This is a genomic window from Actinoplanes nipponensis (genome assembly GCF_016862275.1).
Classification (GTDB): Bacteria; Actinomycetota; Actinomycetes; order Mycobacteriales; family Micromonosporaceae; genus Actinoplanes; species Actinoplanes nipponensis.
Genome location: NZ_BOMQ01000077.1, coordinates 129,952 through 146,360 on the forward strand (window position 1 = coordinate 129,952; position 16,409 = coordinate 146,360).

Sequence of the window (16,409 nt, forward strand, 5' to 3'; positions counted from 1 at the left end):
AGCCTGGTGGGGCGAGGTAGCGTGAGAGCGCTCCACCCGCGATGACCTGTGCAGAGAGAGGCGACACCGAGTGAAGCGGCCCACGATCGCCGACATCGCGCGCCGGGCCGGCGTGTCCAAAGGCGCGGTGTCCTATGCGCTGAACGGGCAACCGGGCGTCTCCGAGGCGACCCGTCAGCGCATCGTCGCCATCGCCCAGGAGATCGGCTTCAACCCCAACAGCGCGGCCCGGGCCCTCTCCGGCGCCAGCGCCCGGGCGGTCGGGCTGACCCTGTGCCGGCCCGCCCGCATACTGAGCATCGAACCGTTCTTCATGGGCCTGATCAGCGGCTTCGAGCAGGAGCTGGCCGCCCGGTCGTACGCGCTCACGCTGCAGGTGGTGGCCACCCCGCAGACCGAGACCGACGTCTACCGCCGCTGGTGGGGCGAGCGCCGGGTGGACGGCGTCTTCGTCACCGACCTGCGGGAGAACGACATCCGCATCCCGGTGCTCAACGAGCTCCAGCTACCGGCCGTGGTGATCGGCGGCCCCGGCGACACCGGCCAGCTGCCCCAGCTCTGGTCGGACGACGCGGGGGCCATCACGGAAGCGGTCGGCTACCTGATGGCGCTCGGGCACCGGCGCATCGCCCGGGTCGGCGGCCTGCCCGACCTGCTGCACACCCAGACCCGGACGCGGGCGTTCACCGAGGTCTGCGCGTCCCTCGGGCTGAGCGAAGCGGTGACGGTGCCCTCGGACTACACCGGCGAGGAAGGCGGCCGGGCGACCCGCCGCCTGCTGATCAACGCGGAACGCCCGACGGCGATCATCTACGACAACGACGTGATGGCCGTGGCGGGGCTGTCGGTGGCGCAGGAGATGGGCCTGTCCGTGCCCGGCGACCTGTCGATCGTGGCGTGGGACGACTCCCCGCTGTGCTCCCTGGTGCACCCGCCGCTGACGGCGCTGACCCGGGACATCGCGGCGTACGGGGCGCACGCCGCCCGGCAGCTGCTGGCGGCGATCGCGGGCGAGCCGGTCAAGGACGTGGAGGAGGGCACTGCCCACCTCACCCCGCGGGGAAGCACAGCGCCACCGCGCGACTCGTGATTCCTTGCCGCTGGAATCTCGATCGGCCCAGATCCAAGACCGACAATGTATGCCTCTTGTGTCCGCCCCGGACTCCATGACACCGTGGCCGGCATCCGGACCGGGAGTCGTACTGAGGATCTGAGATTCGGGGCCGCTCATGGGTGCACCGCCGGCGGGCGCGGGCTGGAAAGACCTCCTCGGCGCGACGTTCATATTCGTGGGGACGGCATACGGCGTCGCATATTGTGCCCACCTCGGCTTCTGGGGCGCCTTCGGTCTCTCCCCCGGACAACTGGGCATCACCGGCGCGGAACTGCTTCAGCGGCTGAGTCTGGGGGCGGCCTGGACACTTTTGCTCGGCGGATCCTTCGCCGTCATCTCGGCCACCCTGACCCTGCAGGCCGCGCAGGCGGTCGTTCCAGCAGCCTGGGCGCCACCGATCGCGCTCATCTTCACCATTGTGGCCGGCAGTTTTCTCCTCTTCTACGGCTCAGGAGTTCCGTTCACGACCGGAAGTGTCCTGGCACTGGCCTCCGGCTCGGCGGCGATCGCCCTGGTGGCGTTCCTTCGCAACTCGGTTGCCGCATGGGGTGACCGGCCGTTTCGCCTCAGCGTGGCGTTGATAACACTCGCACTCCTCTGCACGATGGCGAACCTGTGGATGTTCGGCCTCGGGAACAGCTTTGCCCATGGCCGACGGCTCAATGCCACATTCGTGATCGGCGTGACTCCGCCTCCCGTGCGGGTCACCTGGATGGAATACAAGAACGTGCCCGATACGTACAAGCAAAAAGGGGGCCCCGCGGAGGAGCTGTGTGCCACCGGCCCGACCTGTCCCGGGCTCCGGCTCCTCTTCCTTCTCGGCACCAACCCCGACGGCTTCGTGGTGTACGACTGCCGCGCGCACGCCGCGTACTTCCTCAAGAAGGGCGACGTGAAGGTCGACGTCCTCCACAAGGAGTACAAGGGAACGGACAGCACCAAGCTTCCGCCCGAAGCCGGATGCCTCGAAACGGATAGCGCCGACCTGACTATCGACCAGCAAAAATATCCGACGTCATCCGCTTCGCCGGCTCCGTCGGCGTCAGCCGATTAGGCACCTCGACCGGCATCGACTGTCATGCTCGGGCTCGGCGTCCGGATCAGGCGTGGTAGGCCAGATTCACGGCGAGCGTGGCGACCGTGGTCGTGAAGAAGACCGCCCACCCCACCAGCTTGCGTGAGCCCACCCGCAGGTGCGCCACCAGCGCACCGATGAAGTACAGCACCAGGCCGGCCGCGGCCAGGGTCCCCACCAGCGGCACGGCGAACCCGGCCACCAGCCCCAGGGAACCGGCCGCCAGCAGCGTCCCCAGCACCGGCACCCAGGACCGCGGAATGCGCTTCATGTCCGCCTGGGCCTTCGGGTACTCGTGGCCGATCAGATACGTGACGGCGGCGAAGCCGGTGAAGATCGCCGCGAGAACGGTGACCGTGACGTAAGCAGCGAACATGTGCTCTCCTCCGTGGGTTACCCCAAGGACGAGCGGGCTCCGGAGTATGTGACAGCACGGCGCGAGGCAATCTCACCAACGCAGGCACGACGTCGGGGCCCCGGTCTCCGCCTGGGTGCGCGCCTCAGCCGCGGTGCGAGTCCAGATACGCTTCCATCCGTTCGGCCGGCGCCGGCCGGGCCAGCCCGAACCCCTGCCCGTACAGGCATCCCGCCTGGCGGGCGCGCTCGATCTGCTCCGCGGTCTCGAGTCCCTTGGCGACCGTCTCCAGGCCCAGCCGGCGACCCAGGCTGACCACCACGTCGATCACCGCCGGGCCGATGCCCGGTTCCGGCGGCGTGTTGACCAGGACCTGATCCAGCTTGATCATGTCGACCGGCAGCCGGCGCAGGTGCGACAGCGAGGCCTGGCCGGCGCCGAAGTCGTCCAGCGCGGCCCGGACGCCCAGCTTGCGCAGGGCGGCCAGGGACGCCACGATCGCCGGCACGTCCTCGGCCACCCAGGTCTCCTGCACCTCCACGACCAGGCGTTCCGGCTCGAGCTCGTGGCGGTCGAGGATCTCCGCGACCCGTTCCGGGAAGCGGGCCGTCAGCAGCTCGCGCGGGCCCACGTTCACCGAGAGCCAGAAGTCGCTGCCGCCCGCGGTCCAGCCGGCCAGGTGGCGGCAGGCCGCGTCGAGGACCCACTCGTCCAGCTCGGCGGCGCAGCCCACGGCGCGGGCGATCGGCAACAGTTCGGCCGGCAGCACCGTGCCCATCTTCGGGTGCCGCCAGCGCAGCAGGGCCTCGACGCCCACCGGCCGCTCGTCCCGCAGCGCGACGACCGGCTGGAACACCAGGTCGAGCTCGCCGCGGTCGGCCGCGCCGAGCAGTTCCCGCTCCAGGTCCATCCGGCGGTGCAGCTGGAGCTCGATGTCCGTGTCGTACCACTCGACGCGGTCGCGGCCGAGCTGCCGGGCGCGGCTGCGGGCCAGGTCCGCGTGGCGCAGGACCTCCTCGGAGTCGGCCCCGCCGGTCAGCTCGGCCAGACCCACGCTGGTGTGCAGCTCGACGATCGTGCCGGGCAACTGGTACGGCTCGATCAGCAGCGTCACGATCCGGGTCGCCAGCGCGTAGGCGAGCACCGCCCCGTCGGCCGTCAGCACCGCGAACTCGTCGCCGCCCAGCCGGGCCGCCACGTCCCCCTCGGCGAGCAGACTCCGGATGCGCCGGCCCACCTCGATCAGCACGGCGTCGCCGGTCTCCCGGCCGCGGCTGTCGTTGATCTCCGCGAGCCCGTGCAGGTCGATGACCAGCAGGGTGCCGTGCTGCCCGGCCCGCCGGCGGTGCTCCAGCAGGTCGCGCATCAGCGCCCGCCGGTTGGCCAGGCCGGTGAGCTGGTCGGTGTAGGACAACCGGTGCAGGGTGCGCTCCAGGTGCCGGCGTTCCCCGACGTCCCGGACGTGCACGACCAGGGCCGCGACCTCGGGCACGGACCGCTGGTCGGCCACCGTGGACTCGGTGTCGCGCCACATCCCGTGCCCGTCCCGGATCCGGGCGTTCAGCAGCGCCGGCGGCCCCTCGTCGTGCTCGCCGGCCAGCAGCGCCTCCAGGCCGGCCTGGGCGCCGGGCACGTCGTCGGGGTGGATGAGCTCCAGGAAGGTGCGGCCGATCACCTCCGCGTCGGCGAGACCGAAGAGCCGGGCCGCGGCCGGTGACTGCCACCGGACGGTGAGCTTGTCGTCGAGCACCAGCGTCAGGTCGGTGGCGCCGGCCACCAGCGAGCGGAAGTGCGCCTCCTTGACCCGCAGCTGGCCGGTGTAGCGGCGGATGTCTCGGACCACCAGCAACTCGCGCATGGTCAGCACGGCCACCATGGAGATGCCGAGGAGCACCGCCGTGCCGTTGAACGACCCCAGGAAGGCGAGGTGGTACAGCGCGGCGACGACCCCGATGCCGGCGGGCACGGCGAGCAGCGGATAACCGGACAGGTACTGATCCGGCTCCCGGGGCGTGGCCGACTCGGCCCGGGTCCGCCGCGAGCCGCCCTCCGCGGCGAGACCCAGGCCCGCCACGATCGGCAGCCCGACCATCGCCACCAGCCGGCCGTCCAAGTCCGCCAGGATCAGGTTGGCCGCGGTGCACAACCCCTGCAGGACCAGGAGCGCGCCGCCCCCGCACCGCAGCGCGGCCGGGCGCTGCCGGCGGGCCCGCAGCACGATGACGGTGACGACGGACATGCCCGCCGAGGCCAGCAGGATGCCGATCAGCGCCGGCAGGCCGACGTACTCCATCGGCGTGGTCAGGTAGGCCGCGAAGCCCAGCGCCACCCCCAGCCCCAGGCCGTCGAACGCGCGGCGCAGCCGGATCGCGACGGTGGACGCGGCGCCGGGCAGCATCATGGTGCCGAGGACGAAGAGGGTGGCGGCCGCGCCGATCCCGGCGACGGCGTACCAGCCGCGGCCGGGCGGCCCCGCGACGAGGACCGCGGTGGTGACCCCCGTGGCCAGGGCACCCATGCCGATGAAGCCGGCGCCGCGGCAGGCCGCGAAAGTGCCGTCCCGGTGATGGATGGCCAGCGCGGTGCGCACCAGCATCACGGTGGCGAAGAACGCGACCACACCGACCCCGAGCGTCAGCGCGGCCGGACCGGAGATCACGCCGGCCGGCCCGGCGCCCAGCACGAGGGCGCCGGCCACCGGGGCGGCCAGGAACGCCAGCCGATGCGGCCAGGTGCCGGTACGCGCTGCGGGCTGCACTGCCACGTGGGGGGTGATCCTCTGCGGACGGTGAAGGCTGGGCGGAACAGGCGACGGCGACGAAGGGGTCACTGCACCCACACCGGGTAACGAATGTCCCCCGGACAGGTTACGTGCGCGCGGTATCGCTTCGCACGCCGAGATCGTCGGGTATGGACACCCGCACGACAATCGGGCCGAAAGATTCCTCCCGGCGGTACCTTCCGCCGGAAAGGTGCTTTCCTTCGGCCGGCGCCTCCACCCGACCGGCGTCCTCCACCCGGCCGGCGTCCTCCACCAGGCCCGGGACTCCCGTCGCTCCCTCCCTTCCCTCCGCGGGCCGCCGCGCTCACGAGTCCGGCCAGCTCCCGCTGCGCGGCCCGGCCGCCCCGCTACGCGGCCCAGCCGACCCTTGCTGCACGGATCCAGCCGACCCTTGCTGCACGGATCCAGCCGCCCTCGCTGCTGCGGGCCAGCCAACTCCCCCTACGCGGCCCAGCCGGCCTCACCGCGCGGCTCGGTCAGCCCCCGGCGACCGACGGCAGCACCTGGATCTCCGCGCCGGCCGGCACCGGCGTGGCCAGGCCGCCCGAACGGCGGCAGTCCTCCCCGTCCACATAGACGTTCACGTAGCGGCGCAGCGCCCCGCTCTCGTCCCGGATCCGGCGTTCCAGCCGGGGCCACCGCTGCCCGATCTCGTCCAGCACGGCGCCCAGCGTCCCCGACTCGCCCACCTCGAGATGCGCCGCGCCCCCCGCGTCGGCGCGCAGCATCCCCGGGACCAGCACGGTGGGCATCAGACTGTCCCGGCCCGGACGCAGAGCACGTCCGGCAGATGCGCCGCCACGGACGACCAGCTCTCGCCCTCGTCGCGGCTGGCGAACACCTCGCCGGACCGGGTGCCGAAGTAGACCCCGGCCGGTTCCGCGTCGTCGGCGCACATCGCGTCGCGCAGCACCACCTGATAGAACGGCTCCTCGGGCAGCCCGGCCTGCATCGGCTGCCAGTGCTCACCCGCGTCGGTGGACCGGAACACCCGGCAGCGCAGCTCCACCGGCTCCCGTTGCCCGTCGCTGACCAGCGGGAACGACCAGATCGTGCCGCTGCGCCGGGGATGCGCGACGATCGGGAAGCCGAAGTCGGCCGGCAGCGTGCCGGCGATGGACTGCCAGGTGTCACCCCCGTCCACCGTGCGGTAGACGCCGTGATGGTTCTGCGCGTAGTAGGTCTCCGGGTCGGCGCCGTCCCGCGCCACCTTGTGCACGCACTGGCCGAACTCCGGCCACGGGTCGGGCAGGAAGTACGCCTTGATGCCGGTGTTGGCGGGCGACCAGGAGGCGCCGCCGTCGGTGGTGCGGTAGACCCCGCCGGTCGACATGGCGACCAGCACCCGGCTCGGGTCGCCGGGATGCGGCAGCACCGTGTGCACCGCCTGGCCGCCGAAGCCGGCCCCCCACTCGGGCCGGTGCGGGTGGTCCCACAGGGCCCGGACCAGCTCGTAGGTGCGCCCGCCGTCCTCGGAGCGGAACAGCGCGGACGGCTGGACCCCGGCGTAGACCACGCCGGAGCCGGCGGGGGTGATCTGCCAGACGCGCTCGACCACCGCGCCCGCGTCCGCCGGGAAGGCGAGCGGGGCGGCGTCGGGCTCCTGCCAGGTGGCGCCCAGGTCGTCGCTGATGGACACGCTGGGGCCGAAGTGGGAGCTCTCCACCCCGGCCAGCAGCCGCGGGGTGGGGCCGTGGGTGTCGATCGCCACCGCGTAGATCGACATGCCCGGGAAGTGCGCGGAGCCGACCTTCCAGCTCCGCCGGTCGTCATCGCTCGTGGCCAGGAACAGGCCCTTCTTGGTGCCGATGGCTAGCAACTCGGTCATGGCCAGGAGTATCCCCGCCCGGTCCGACAAAAACGTCGCGTCACGCGGGTGCGAGGATGGCGAACGTGAGTCGACCTGCCCTGCGCGTCCGCAAGTCCGGCGCCCTCGTCGTCGCCGCGCTGATCGCGTTCGTGGGCACTGCCCCGTTCGCCGGCGCCCGCTGGCCGCTGGCCCCCGTACTGCTGATCCCCCTCGCCGTCCTGGTCTGGGCGGTCCGCGCCGGCACCGACGTGGGCCCCGGCGGCCTGCGGGTGCGCGCCCTGTTCGGCAGCACCGAGATTCCGTGGTCGCGGGTCGACCAGCTCGCGCCGGACGATCGCGGGCGGGTGTCCGCCCTGCTCACCGACGGCAAGGTGATCCGGCTGACCGGCGTGACCACCGCGAACCTGCCCGCCGTCATCGCGGCGGGCGGCCAGGAGCTGGACCGCTCAGTAGCCGTCGACGACCCGGTTGACGAGCGGCTCCCCGGCGGCGAACCGACGTAGCTGCGCCGCCACCAGCCGGTAGGCCCGGGGCAGCAGACCCACCACGGAGCCGCCGACGTGCGGGGTGAGGAAGACGTTGGGCAGCTCCCAGAGCGGGTGCCCGGCGGGCAGCGGCTCGGGGTCGGTGACGTCCAGCGCGGCGCCGATCCGTCCGGTGGCCACCTCGGCGAGCAGCGCCGCGGTGTCGACCACCGGCCCGCGCGCCGCGTTGACCAGCAGCGCGCCGTCGGGCAGGGCGGCCAGGAACGAGGCGTCGGCCAGCCCGCGGGTCTGCTCGGTCAGCGGCACGAGCAGCACCACGACCTCGGCTTGCGGCAGCAGGCCGGGCAGCTCGGCCACCCCGTGCACGTCCTGCTCGGGCCGGGCGGTACGGGCCACCCGGGTCACCGTCACCCCGAACGGCTCCAGCCGCTGCTCGACGGCCCGCCCGATCGAGCCGGCCCCCACGATGAGCACGCGCTTGCCGGTCAGCTCCGCGGTCGGCGTGAAGGCCGCCTGCGCCCAGTCGTGCCGCTGCTGGGCCCGGGCGAAGGCCGGGAACTGCCGCAGCGAGCCGATCACGGCGCCCAGCACCCACTCGGCGACCGGCGCGTCGTGCACCCCGGCCGCGTCGCAGAGCTGCACGCCGGGCGGCAGCAGGCCGGCCCAGCTGTCCGCGCCGGCCGAGAGCAGCTGCACCACCCGCAGGCCGGTGAACCGGGCCAGCAGGCCGGGGGCACGGACGGCGGCGCTGAACGGCGGGGCCCAGAACGCGACCCGGGCGGGATCGGACGGCAGGCGGGCCGCGTCTGTGCAGACCTCGACCTCGACGCCGGCCGGCAGGGAGCCGAGGAGTTCCCGGCCCTCCTCGTGGGCGATCCAGACCTTCACCGTGCCAACTTAGCCGCGGCGGGCGTCGGGCGTCGGGCCGGGAATCCCGGTGTGCCGGACGTCCCAGCCGGCCCCGCTACCCTGGACCGGGGAAACGAGGAGGTCGTGTGATCGAGCGCAGTCGCCGGGTCCGCGCGGGCGCCGTGACGCTGGGCGCGGTGCTGGCCCTGACCACCGCGTGCAGCTTCGGCCCGCCGGAGCCGGACGTGGCCGGCGAGCCGCCGAACCTGCCGACCCCGTCCGCCTCGGCCGGGCCGGACAGCAGCGGCGAGGCCGCGGCGGCGGCCACCGTGCTGGCCAAGGGCCTCAAGGTGCCGTGGGGCCTGGCCTTCCTGCCGGACGGCGCGGCCCTGGTCACCGAGCGGGACACCGCTCGCATCCTGCGGGTCGGCCCGGAGTCGGACACCGAGGGACTGAAGGTCACCGAGGTGCAGCGGCTCACCGAGGCCACCCCCGGCGGCGACGGCGGCCTGCTGGGCATCGCGGTCTCGCCGAAGTACGCGACCGACGCCACCGTGTTCGTCTACTACTCGACGGCCAAGGACAACCGCGTCGCCAAGCTCAAGCTCAAGGGCAAGCCGCAGCCCATCCTGACGGGCATCCCGCACTCGGCCGACGACAACGGCGGCCAACTCGCGTTCGGCCCCGACGGCATGCTCTACGTGACCACCGGCGACGGGTCCGCGAGCGGCAACCAGGCGCAGAACCCGAAGAGCCTGGGCGGCAAGATCCTGCGGATCACCACCGCCGGCAAGCCGGCGCCCGGCAACCCGGTCAAGGACTCGCCGGTCTGGTCCTCCGGTCACCGCAACGTGCAGGGCATAGCCTGGGACAAGGCCAAGAAGATGTACGCCGGTGAGTCGGATCAGAAGAAGACGGGTGAGCTGAACGTCATCCGCAAGGGCGGGAACTACGGCTGGCCCAAGGCGGACGGCCCCGGCTCGGACGCCAAGTTCACCGATCCGGTGGTGAGCTGGCCGATCGCGGACTCGTCCTGCGCCGGCGTCGCGGTGCTGGAGAGCATGGTCGCGACCGCCTGCCTGCAGGGACGGCGGGTGTGGATGGTCGACGTGACCGGCAACGGCACCCTGCTGGGCCGGCCCAAGGCGGTGCTCAACGACGAGTTCGGCCGGCTGCGCGCGCTGATCACCGCGCCGGACGGCTCGCTCTGGGTCACGACGTCCAACCAGGAGGAGGGCGGCGAGCCGGCCCCGGACGACGATCAGATCATCCGTCTGGTGTTCTCCGACGGCGGAGCCGGCCGGAGCTGACCGTCGCCGCTGTTTGGCGACCGGCGCACGGGGGCAGGTTTGTTGTTGACCATGAATGAGACGATCTCCCGCGCCCGTGCGGCAGTGGTCCGCACCTGGCAGCGGCCCTGGGCCCGGCGGTTGAGCGTCTGGGCGGCCGTGCTGGCCGTCAGCCTGACCGGCGTCGTCGTGGGCACCATGCTCTTCGCCCAGTCGGAGATCGCCGTCGGCCCGTTCCGGGCCGACATGTCGATCAGCCCGTCCGTCGAGGGCGGCACCGAGGTCGACATCCCGCCGCTGGGCTCGCTGCACCTGGACAGCCACGACGGCCCCATCCACCTCAAGGTCAACCTGGGCTCGCTGGACCAGGAACGCACCGAGGCGCTGATCGACGACCCGACGGCGATCAGCGCCGCCGGGCAGTCGGCGGTGGACGACGTGACCAAGGGCGTGCTGCAGCTGGGGCTGCGGGCGCTCGGCGCGGCGATCGTCTGCGCGCTGATCCTGTCCGCGCTGATCTTCCGCAACATCCGCCGGGTGGCCGCGGCCGGCGTGCTGGCGCTGGTGGTGACCGGCGGCAGCCTGGGGCTGGCCGCGGGCACGATCCGGCCGGACGCGATCAGCGAGCCCCGGTACGAGGGCCTGCTGGTCAACGCCCCCGCGGTGGTCGGTGACGCGCGGCGCATCGCCGACAACTACGGCCGGTACGCCGACCAGCTCCAGCAGCTGGTCAGCAACGTCAGCCGCATCTACACCACGGTGTCGGCGCTGCCGGTGTTCGAGCCGGCCACCAACACGACCCGCATCCTGCACGTCTCCGACCTGCACCTGAACCCGTCCTCCTGGGGCGTCATCCGGACCGTCGTCAAGCAGTGGGACATCGACGCGGTGGTCGACACCGGTGACATCGTGGACTGGGGCAGCAGCGCCGAGACCTCGTACGTGAGCTCCATCGGGCAGCTCGGGGTGCCGTACATCTACGTGCGGGGCAACCACGACTCGATGGCGATCCAGGAGGCCGTGGCCCGGCAGAAGAACGCCACGGTGCTCGACGACACGACGGTGACGATCAACGGTCTGACCTTCGCCGGCATCGGCGACCCGGAGTTCACCCCGGACAAGAGCGAGCCCCCGCCGGACGCCGGCGACCCGGCCGTCTCGCCCCTGCTGACCAGCGGCGAGCGTCTGGCCGCGACGATCCGCGGGGGCGGCACGAAGGTGGACGTGGCGCTCGTGCACGACCCGGCGATGGCGCCGCCGCTGTCCGGCGCGGTGCCGCTGGTGCTCGCCGGCCACACGCACAAGCGCGAGGTGAGCGTGCTGGCGGCGCCGTCCCCGGCGGCCTCCCCGTCGGTGGCGCCGAGCCCGTCGGCGGTGGTCGAGCCCCCGCAGGAGACGCGCCTGCTGGTCGAGGGGTCGAGCGGCGGGGCGGGCCTGCGCGGGCTGGAGAAGGAGGCGCCGACGCCGTTGATGATGTCGGTGCTCTACTTCGACGAGACCCACGCGCTGAAGGCCTACGACGACATCCAGCTGGGCGGCACCGGCGAGCAGAACGTGACCATGCAGCGCAAGCTGGTCGGCGTGGACGAGCCGGAGCCGACCACCGACCCGTCGGTCTTCAACGGCGTCACGCCGGGCGTCAACCCGAGCAGTGCCCCGCCGGGCCGCTGAACCGCCCGTTTGATCTAATACCGCCGTGTCCGGTCCGGTGGAGAACGAACCGCAGCATCCGTTGCCTGCGGCCCGCGCGGCAGCTCCGGGCGCCGTCCAGGCCGCGGCGATCCTGCTGTACGTCGGGGGCGGCCTGACCGTGGTGTTCGCGCTGGCCGGCCTCGGCTCCGGGGCCGCGCGGTCGACGGCGTACATGGTGTACGGGCTGTTCTACGTCGGGCTGGCCTATGGAGTGCAGCGGGGCCGGCGGTGGGCCCGACGGGCAGTCCTGGTCCTGTGCGCCGTCGGGGTCGCCCTCGCCGGCATCCTGCTCGTGACCTCAGGGGTGTCGTCGGCGGTCAGCACGGTGGCCTGGCCGCTGGTGTACGCGATCTTGTTGAGTACCGACACGGCCCGCGCCTGGTTCCGCCGAGACCGCCCGGAGGCGTGACCGGCAGCTCCCGGCCGATGGCGGGACGGCGCCCGCTCCCCGGCGGGGCCGCCGTCAGGCGGGCTCTCCACCGCTCTCAGCCCGGATGCCGGCGTGATCAGGCCGGGACGGCAGCGCCCGGCCCCGTGTGCCACAGGACCGGACGCCGCCCGTACCGTCAAAAAGAGATCAGGAAAGCCGCTCGAGGATCAGTTCCCGGACGGTCTTGGCGTCCGCCTGGCCCCGCGTGGTCTTCATGACCGCGCCCACCAGGGCGCCCGCCGCCGCGACCTTGCCGTCGCGGATCTTCGCAGCGATGTCCGGGTTGGCGGCGATGGCCTCGTCGACCGCCGCCGTGAGCGCGCCCGTGTCGGAGACGACGCCCAGGCCGCGGGCCTCGATGACGGCTGCCGGGTCGCCCTCGCCCGCCACGACGGCCTCGAGGACCTGGCGGGCCAGCTTGTCGTTGAGCTTGCCCTCGTCGACCAGGCCCTGCAGCTGGGCCACCTGCGCCGGCGTGGCCCCGACCGCGGCCAGTTCCACCCCGGTCTCGTTGGCGCGGCGGGCCAGCTCGCCCATCCACCACTTGCGGGCGCCGGCCGGGGTGGCGCCGGCCGCGATGGTCTGCTCGATCAGCTCGATGGCGCCGGCGTTGGCGACCGACTGCATGTCGACGGTGGAGATGCCCCACTCCTCGGCCAGCCGGGCCCGCTTCACGCTGGGCATCTCGGGCAGGCCCGCCTTGAGCTCGGCCACCCACGCGGTGTCGGGCGCGATCGGCACGAGGTCGGGCTCGGGGAAGTAGCGGTAGTCGGTGGCGGTCTCCTTGGAGCGGCCCGGCCGGGTGTCGCCGGTGGTCTCCTGGAAGTGCCGGGTCTCCTGGAAGATCCGGGTGCCCTCGTTGAGCAGGCTCGCCTGCCGGATGATCTCCGATCGGACCGCCCGCTCGACCGAGCGCAGCGAGTTGACGTTCTTGGTCTCCGTCCGGGTGCCCCACTCCTCGCCCGGCAGGTTCAGCGAGGTGTTCACGTCGCAGCGCATCGAGCCCTGCTCCATGCGCACGTCGGAGACGTCCAGCGAGCGGATGATGTCGCGCAGCTCGGTCACGTACGCCTTGGCGACCTCGGGCGCCCGGGCGCCGATGCCGGGCACCGGCTTGGTGACGATCTCCACCAGCGGGATGCCGGCCCGGTTGTAGTCGACCAGCGACTCGGTGGCGCCGTGGATGCGCCCGGTGGCCCCGCCGACGTGCAGCGTCTTGCCGGTGTCCTCCTCGAGGTGCACCCGCTCGATCTCGATCCGCACCGTCTCGCCGTCGACCAGCACGTCGACGTAGCCGTCCACGCACAGCGGCTCGTCGTACTGGCTGGTCTGGAAGTTCTTCGGCATGTCCGGGTAGAAGTAGTTCTTCCGGGCCATCCGGCACCACGGCGCGATGTCGCAGTTGAGCGCGAGCCCGATCCGGATGGTGGCCTCGATGGCGGCGCGGTTGGCCACCGGCAGCGCCCCGGGCAGGCCGAGGCAGACCGGGCACACCTGGGTGTTGGGCTCCGCGCCGAACTCGGTCGGGCAGGCACAGAACATCTTCGTGTTCGTGCCCAGCTCGACGTGCGTCTCCAGGCCGATGACCGGCTCGTAACGGGCGATCGCGTCCTCGTACGAGGGCAACGCGGTGGTCGTCATGCTCGCGCCTCCAGCGACGGTGGGGTCAGGGTGCCGACCGCCGACTCGAGGGCGGCGGCGACCCGGTACATCCGGTCGTCGGCCATCGTCGGCGCCATCACCTGGAAGCCGACCGGCAGCCCCTCGGAGAGCCCGCACGGCACCGAGATGGCCGGCCCGCCGTACAGGTTCGTCGGGATGGTGTAGAGGTCGGCCAGATACATCTGGTACGGGTCGCTCGTGCGCGAGCCGAACGGGAAGGCGACGAACGGCGTGGTCGGCGAGATGAGCACGTCGACCCGCTCGAACGCGGAGGTGAAGTCGCGCGTGATGAGCGTGCGGACCTTCTGCGCCTGGCCGTAGTAGGCGTCGTAGTAGCCGCTGGACAGCGCGTACGTGCCGAGGATGATCCGGCGCTTGACCTCAGGGCCGAAACCGGCCTCCCGGGTCAGCGACATGACCTCCTCCAGCGAGCGGTTGCCGTCGTCACCGACCCGCAGGCCGTACCGGACGCCGTCGAAGCGGGCCAGGTTGGACGACGCCTCGCTGGGGGCGATCAGGTAGTAGGCCGGCAGCGCGTACTCGAAGTGCGGGCAGGAGATCTCCACGACCTCGGCGCCCAGCTTGACCAGCGCCTCGACCGACTCGTGGAAGGCCGCCAGCACGCCGGGCTCGGCGCCCTCGCCGGCGAACTCCTTGACCAGGCCCAGCTTGACCCCGGTGAGGTCACCGCCGGCGCCCCGGCGGGCGGCCGCGACGACGTCGGGCACGGGCTGCGGGATGGAGGTCGAGTCGCGCGGGTCGTGGCCGGCGATCACCGCGTGCAGCAGCGCGGCGTCCTCGACCGTCCGGGCGCAGGGGCCGGGAGTGTCGAGCGAGGACGAGAACGCGATGAGGCCGTACCGGGAGGTGCCGCCGTACGTCGGCTTGGCGCCGACCGTGCCGGTGACCGCGCCCGGCTGCCGGATGGAACCGCCGGTGTCCGTGCCGATGGCCAGCGGCGCCTCGTAGGCCGCGAGCGACGCGGCGCTGCCGCCGCCGGAGCCGCCCGGGATGCGCCCGAGATCCCACGGGTTGTTGGTGGGCCCGTAGGCGGAGTACTCGGTGGAGGACCCCATGGCGAACTCGTCCATGTTGGTCTTGCCGAGCATCACCGTGCCGGCGGCACGCAGCCGCTGCACGATCGTCGCGTCGTAGGGCGGCTTCCAGCCCTCAAGGATCTTGGAGGCGGCGGTGGTGGGAATGCCCCGCGTCGCGATCACGTCCTTGACGGCGACCGGCACCCCGGCCAGCGGCCCGAGCTCCTCGCCCCGCGCCCGCTGCTCGTCGACGGCGCGGGCGGCGGCCAGCGCACCCTCGCGATCCACGTGCAGGAAGGCGTGCACCCGCTCGTCGACGGCGGCGATCCGGTCGAGGTGCGCGGTCGCGACCTCCACGGCGGACGCGTCGCCCTTGCTGATCAGGCCGGCGACCTGCGCAGCGGTCATCCTGGTGACGTCCGTCACGGCGCTCAGTCCTCCTCGTCCAGGATGCGCGGCACGCGGAACCGGCCCTCGGCGGAATCGGGCGCGCCGGAGAGCGCCTCCTCCTGAGTGAGGCACGGCTGCACGACGTCGTCGCGGTAGATGTTGGTCAGCGGCACGGAATGCGAGGTCGGCGGGATGTCGTCGGCGGCCACGTCACCGATCCGGGCGACCGACTGCAGGATGACGTCGAGCTGGCCGGCGAACCGGTCGAGCTCCTGCTCGGTCACGGCGAGCCGCGACAGGCGCGCGAGATGCGCGACCTCTTCGCGGGAGATGGCGGCCATCGTGCCCCCTTGGTGTGGATGTCGCTGACCCGGGAAGTCTATTTCTTGCGGGGTGGGGGGTGGGCGGCGGCTCCCCGGTCTGTGGATAAGTCGTGGTCTTGGGGATCGGGTTTTATTGCGGGATTTGTCGTGCGTGGGTGCATGGTGCTGACCGTCGCTCCCGCCGAATGCCTTCTGATTGCAGGGTTTTATTCGGGTTGGGGTGGGTGCGGGGTTGGGGTTTGGGGTGCGGGGGGGGTTGGTTCCGGGGGGCACTCGGGCCGCGGTTGGCACTTGGCCTGGTTGGCATTTGGGGCTCGGCCGGCGTGTGAGCTCGGCCGGGGTTGGGCTCGGCCGGCGCTTGGGCTCGGCCGGCGCTCGGGCTCGGCCGGCGCTCGGGCTCGGCCGGCGCTCGGGCTCGGCCGATGTTCGGATCCAGCAGGATGCTCTAGATCCAGCCGACGTTGGGCCCGCCGAGGTTCTCGCCATCAGCCCATCTCGCATCTCAGCCAGGTCGCGCCTCGGCGCTCCATCAATCCGCCTTCTGAACCGCGCGGACAATCTGCCTCGGGCAACCTGGGTGCCTGAGCCGAACCTTCAGCCCACGCCGACCGCGCAATTCACCATTCCTGGGCAGCTCCCGGCGCCATGGCGAGCCTCTTCACCGTGGTCGCGCAGCGTCCCACCTCGGCTAGCTTCCTGCCTCGGCCAGCTTCCCGTCTCGCCCAGCCGCCCGCCACGTCCGAACTTCGGCACGTCCTCCCCCTCCCGCCCGGCGGCTTGGTGCTTCTGCGCAGAGCCACCCGGCCGTCACCCGCTGGAGCCGCCACACCCATAAGGTGCTCTTCTCGCTGAATCTTGAAGCGCCACGGCCCAGAAACCGACCCGAACTCTCCAAGATCCGCGCGGGGCGGCCGGACGGCGGGCGGGCGGGCGGGCGAGCGAGCGGCCGAGCAAGCGGCCGAGCAAGCAGCCGAGCAAGCAGCCGAGCAAGCAGCCGAGCAAGCGGCCGAGCAAGCGGCCGAGCAAGCGGCCGAGCAGACGGACGGGCAAGCGGCCGAGCAGACGGACGGGCAAGCGGCCGAGCAGACGGACGGGCAAGCGGCCGAGCAGACGGAC

General features: G+C 72.5%; 15 protein-coding genes. 7 read left to right on the plus strand and 8 right to left on the minus strand.

Going from position 1 to position 16,409, the window contains the following annotated elements; translation table 11 throughout:
* Nucleotides 1–70 precede the first annotated feature (70 nt).
* The gene (locus tag Ani05nite_RS32680; RefSeq protein ID WP_203774768.1) at nt 71–1,090 is read left to right on the plus strand and encodes a LacI family DNA-binding transcriptional regulator; all 1,020 of its coding nucleotides are present in this window, start codon (nt 71–73) and stop codon (nt 1,088–1,090) included.
* A 139-nt stretch (nt 1,091–1,229) separates the two neighbouring features.
* Nucleotides 1,230–2,168, plus strand: a complete 939-nt coding sequence (locus Ani05nite_RS32685; RefSeq protein ID WP_203774769.1) for a hypothetical protein — start codon at nt 1,230–1,232, stop codon at nt 2,166–2,168.
* Nucleotides 2,169–2,214: 46 nt separating this feature from the next.
* Here the strand turns inward: Ani05nite_RS32685 and Ani05nite_RS32690 are convergent, their stop codons facing one another.
* The 4 genes from Ani05nite_RS32690 to Ani05nite_RS32705 all read right to left on the minus strand — a co-directional run bounded on the left by Ani05nite_RS32690 (nt 2,215) and on the right by Ani05nite_RS32705 (nt 7,154).
* Nucleotides 2,215–2,565: a DoxX family protein gene (locus tag Ani05nite_RS32690; RefSeq protein WP_203774771.1), complete on the minus strand. Its 351-nt coding sequence runs from the start codon at nt 2,563–2,565 to the stop codon at nt 2,215–2,217.
* Between the two features lie 124 nt (nt 2,566–2,689).
* Nucleotides 2,690–5,308, minus strand: a complete 2,619-nt coding sequence (locus Ani05nite_RS32695; protein ID WP_239130860.1) for an EAL domain-containing protein — start codon at nt 5,306–5,308, stop codon at nt 2,690–2,692.
* 494 nt (nt 5,309–5,802) lie between these two features.
* Entirely contained in the window at nt 5,803–6,078 is a 276-nt protein-coding gene (locus tag Ani05nite_RS32700; protein ID WP_203774773.1) for a ubiquitin-like small modifier protein 1, read from the minus strand.
* Complete coding sequence (locus Ani05nite_RS32705) at nt 6,078–7,154, minus strand: WD40/YVTN/BNR-like repeat-containing protein (RefSeq protein ID WP_203774775.1); 1,077 nt, start codon at nt 7,152–7,154, stop codon at nt 6,078–6,080. Before Ani05nite_RS32705 ends, Ani05nite_RS32700 begins: the two co-directional genes overlap by 1 nt.
* A gap of 65 nt (nt 7,155–7,219) precedes the next feature.
* Here Ani05nite_RS32705 and Ani05nite_RS32710 point away from each other — a divergent pair, with 65 nt between their 5' ends.
* Nucleotides 7,220–7,639 (plus strand): PH domain-containing protein, encoded by a 420-nt coding sequence (locus tag Ani05nite_RS32710; RefSeq protein ID WP_239130861.1) that lies wholly within the window; start codon nt 7,220–7,222, stop codon nt 7,637–7,639.
* Here the strand turns inward: Ani05nite_RS32710 and Ani05nite_RS32715 are convergent.
* On the minus strand, nt 7,583–8,509 hold the full coding sequence (locus Ani05nite_RS32715; protein ID WP_203774779.1) for a 2-hydroxyacid dehydrogenase: 927 nt from the start codon (nt 8,507–8,509) through the stop codon (nt 7,583–7,585). The genes Ani05nite_RS32710 and Ani05nite_RS32715 overlap by 57 nt on opposite strands.
* Nucleotides 8,510–8,616: 107 nt before the next feature.
* Here Ani05nite_RS32715 and Ani05nite_RS32720 point away from each other — a divergent pair, with 107 nt between their 5' ends.
* From Ani05nite_RS32720 to Ani05nite_RS32730, 3 genes are read left to right on the plus strand one after another with little or no spacing between them, the layout of a single operon-like run.
* Nucleotides 8,617–9,780, plus strand: coding sequence for a PQQ-dependent sugar dehydrogenase (locus tag Ani05nite_RS32720; protein ID WP_203774781.1), 1,164 nt, complete (start codon nt 8,617–8,619; stop codon nt 9,778–9,780).
* A 51-nt stretch (nt 9,781–9,831) separates the two neighbouring features.
* Nucleotides 9,832–11,430 carry a metallophosphoesterase family protein gene (locus Ani05nite_RS32725; protein ID WP_203774783.1) on the plus strand — a complete coding sequence of 533 codons (1,599 nt, stop codon included), beginning with the start codon at nt 9,832–9,834 and terminating at the stop codon, nt 11,428–11,430.
* Between the two features lie 25 nt (nt 11,431–11,455).
* Nucleotides 11,456–11,860 carry a hypothetical protein gene (locus Ani05nite_RS32730; RefSeq protein ID WP_203774785.1) on the plus strand — a complete coding sequence of 135 codons (405 nt, stop codon included), beginning with the start codon at nt 11,456–11,458 and terminating at the stop codon, nt 11,858–11,860.
* A gap of 168 nt (nt 11,861–12,028) precedes the next feature.
* Here Ani05nite_RS32730 and gatB read toward each other — a convergent pair whose 3' ends face one another.
* Genes gatB through gatC form a run of 3 tightly spaced genes read right to left on the minus strand, consistent with a single transcriptional unit; the run spans nt 12,029 to nt 15,311 of the window.
* A complete protein-coding gene (gatB, locus tag Ani05nite_RS32735) occupies nt 12,029–13,522 on the minus strand; it encodes an Asp-tRNA(Asn)/Glu-tRNA(Gln) amidotransferase subunit GatB (protein WP_203774787.1) in 1,494 nt (497 codons plus the stop codon).
* The gene (gatA, locus tag Ani05nite_RS32740; RefSeq protein WP_203774788.1) at nt 13,519–15,006 is read right to left on the minus strand and encodes an Asp-tRNA(Asn)/Glu-tRNA(Gln) amidotransferase subunit GatA; all 1,488 of its coding nucleotides are present in this window, start codon (nt 15,004–15,006) and stop codon (nt 13,519–13,521) included. Before gatA ends, gatB begins: the two co-directional genes overlap by 4 nt.
* A gap of 5 nt (nt 15,007–15,011) precedes the next feature.
* Entirely contained in the window at nt 15,012–15,311 is a 300-nt protein-coding gene (gene gatC / locus Ani05nite_RS32745; protein WP_203774791.1) for an Asp-tRNA(Asn)/Glu-tRNA(Gln) amidotransferase subunit GatC, read from the minus strand.
* 837 nt (nt 15,312–16,148) lie between these two features.
* On the opposite strand from gatC, the gene Ani05nite_RS42455 reads away from it, so the two are divergent.
* The coding region (locus Ani05nite_RS42455; RefSeq protein ID WP_239130862.1) for a hypothetical protein at nt 16,149–16,409 on the plus strand (261 nt) is incomplete at its 3' end.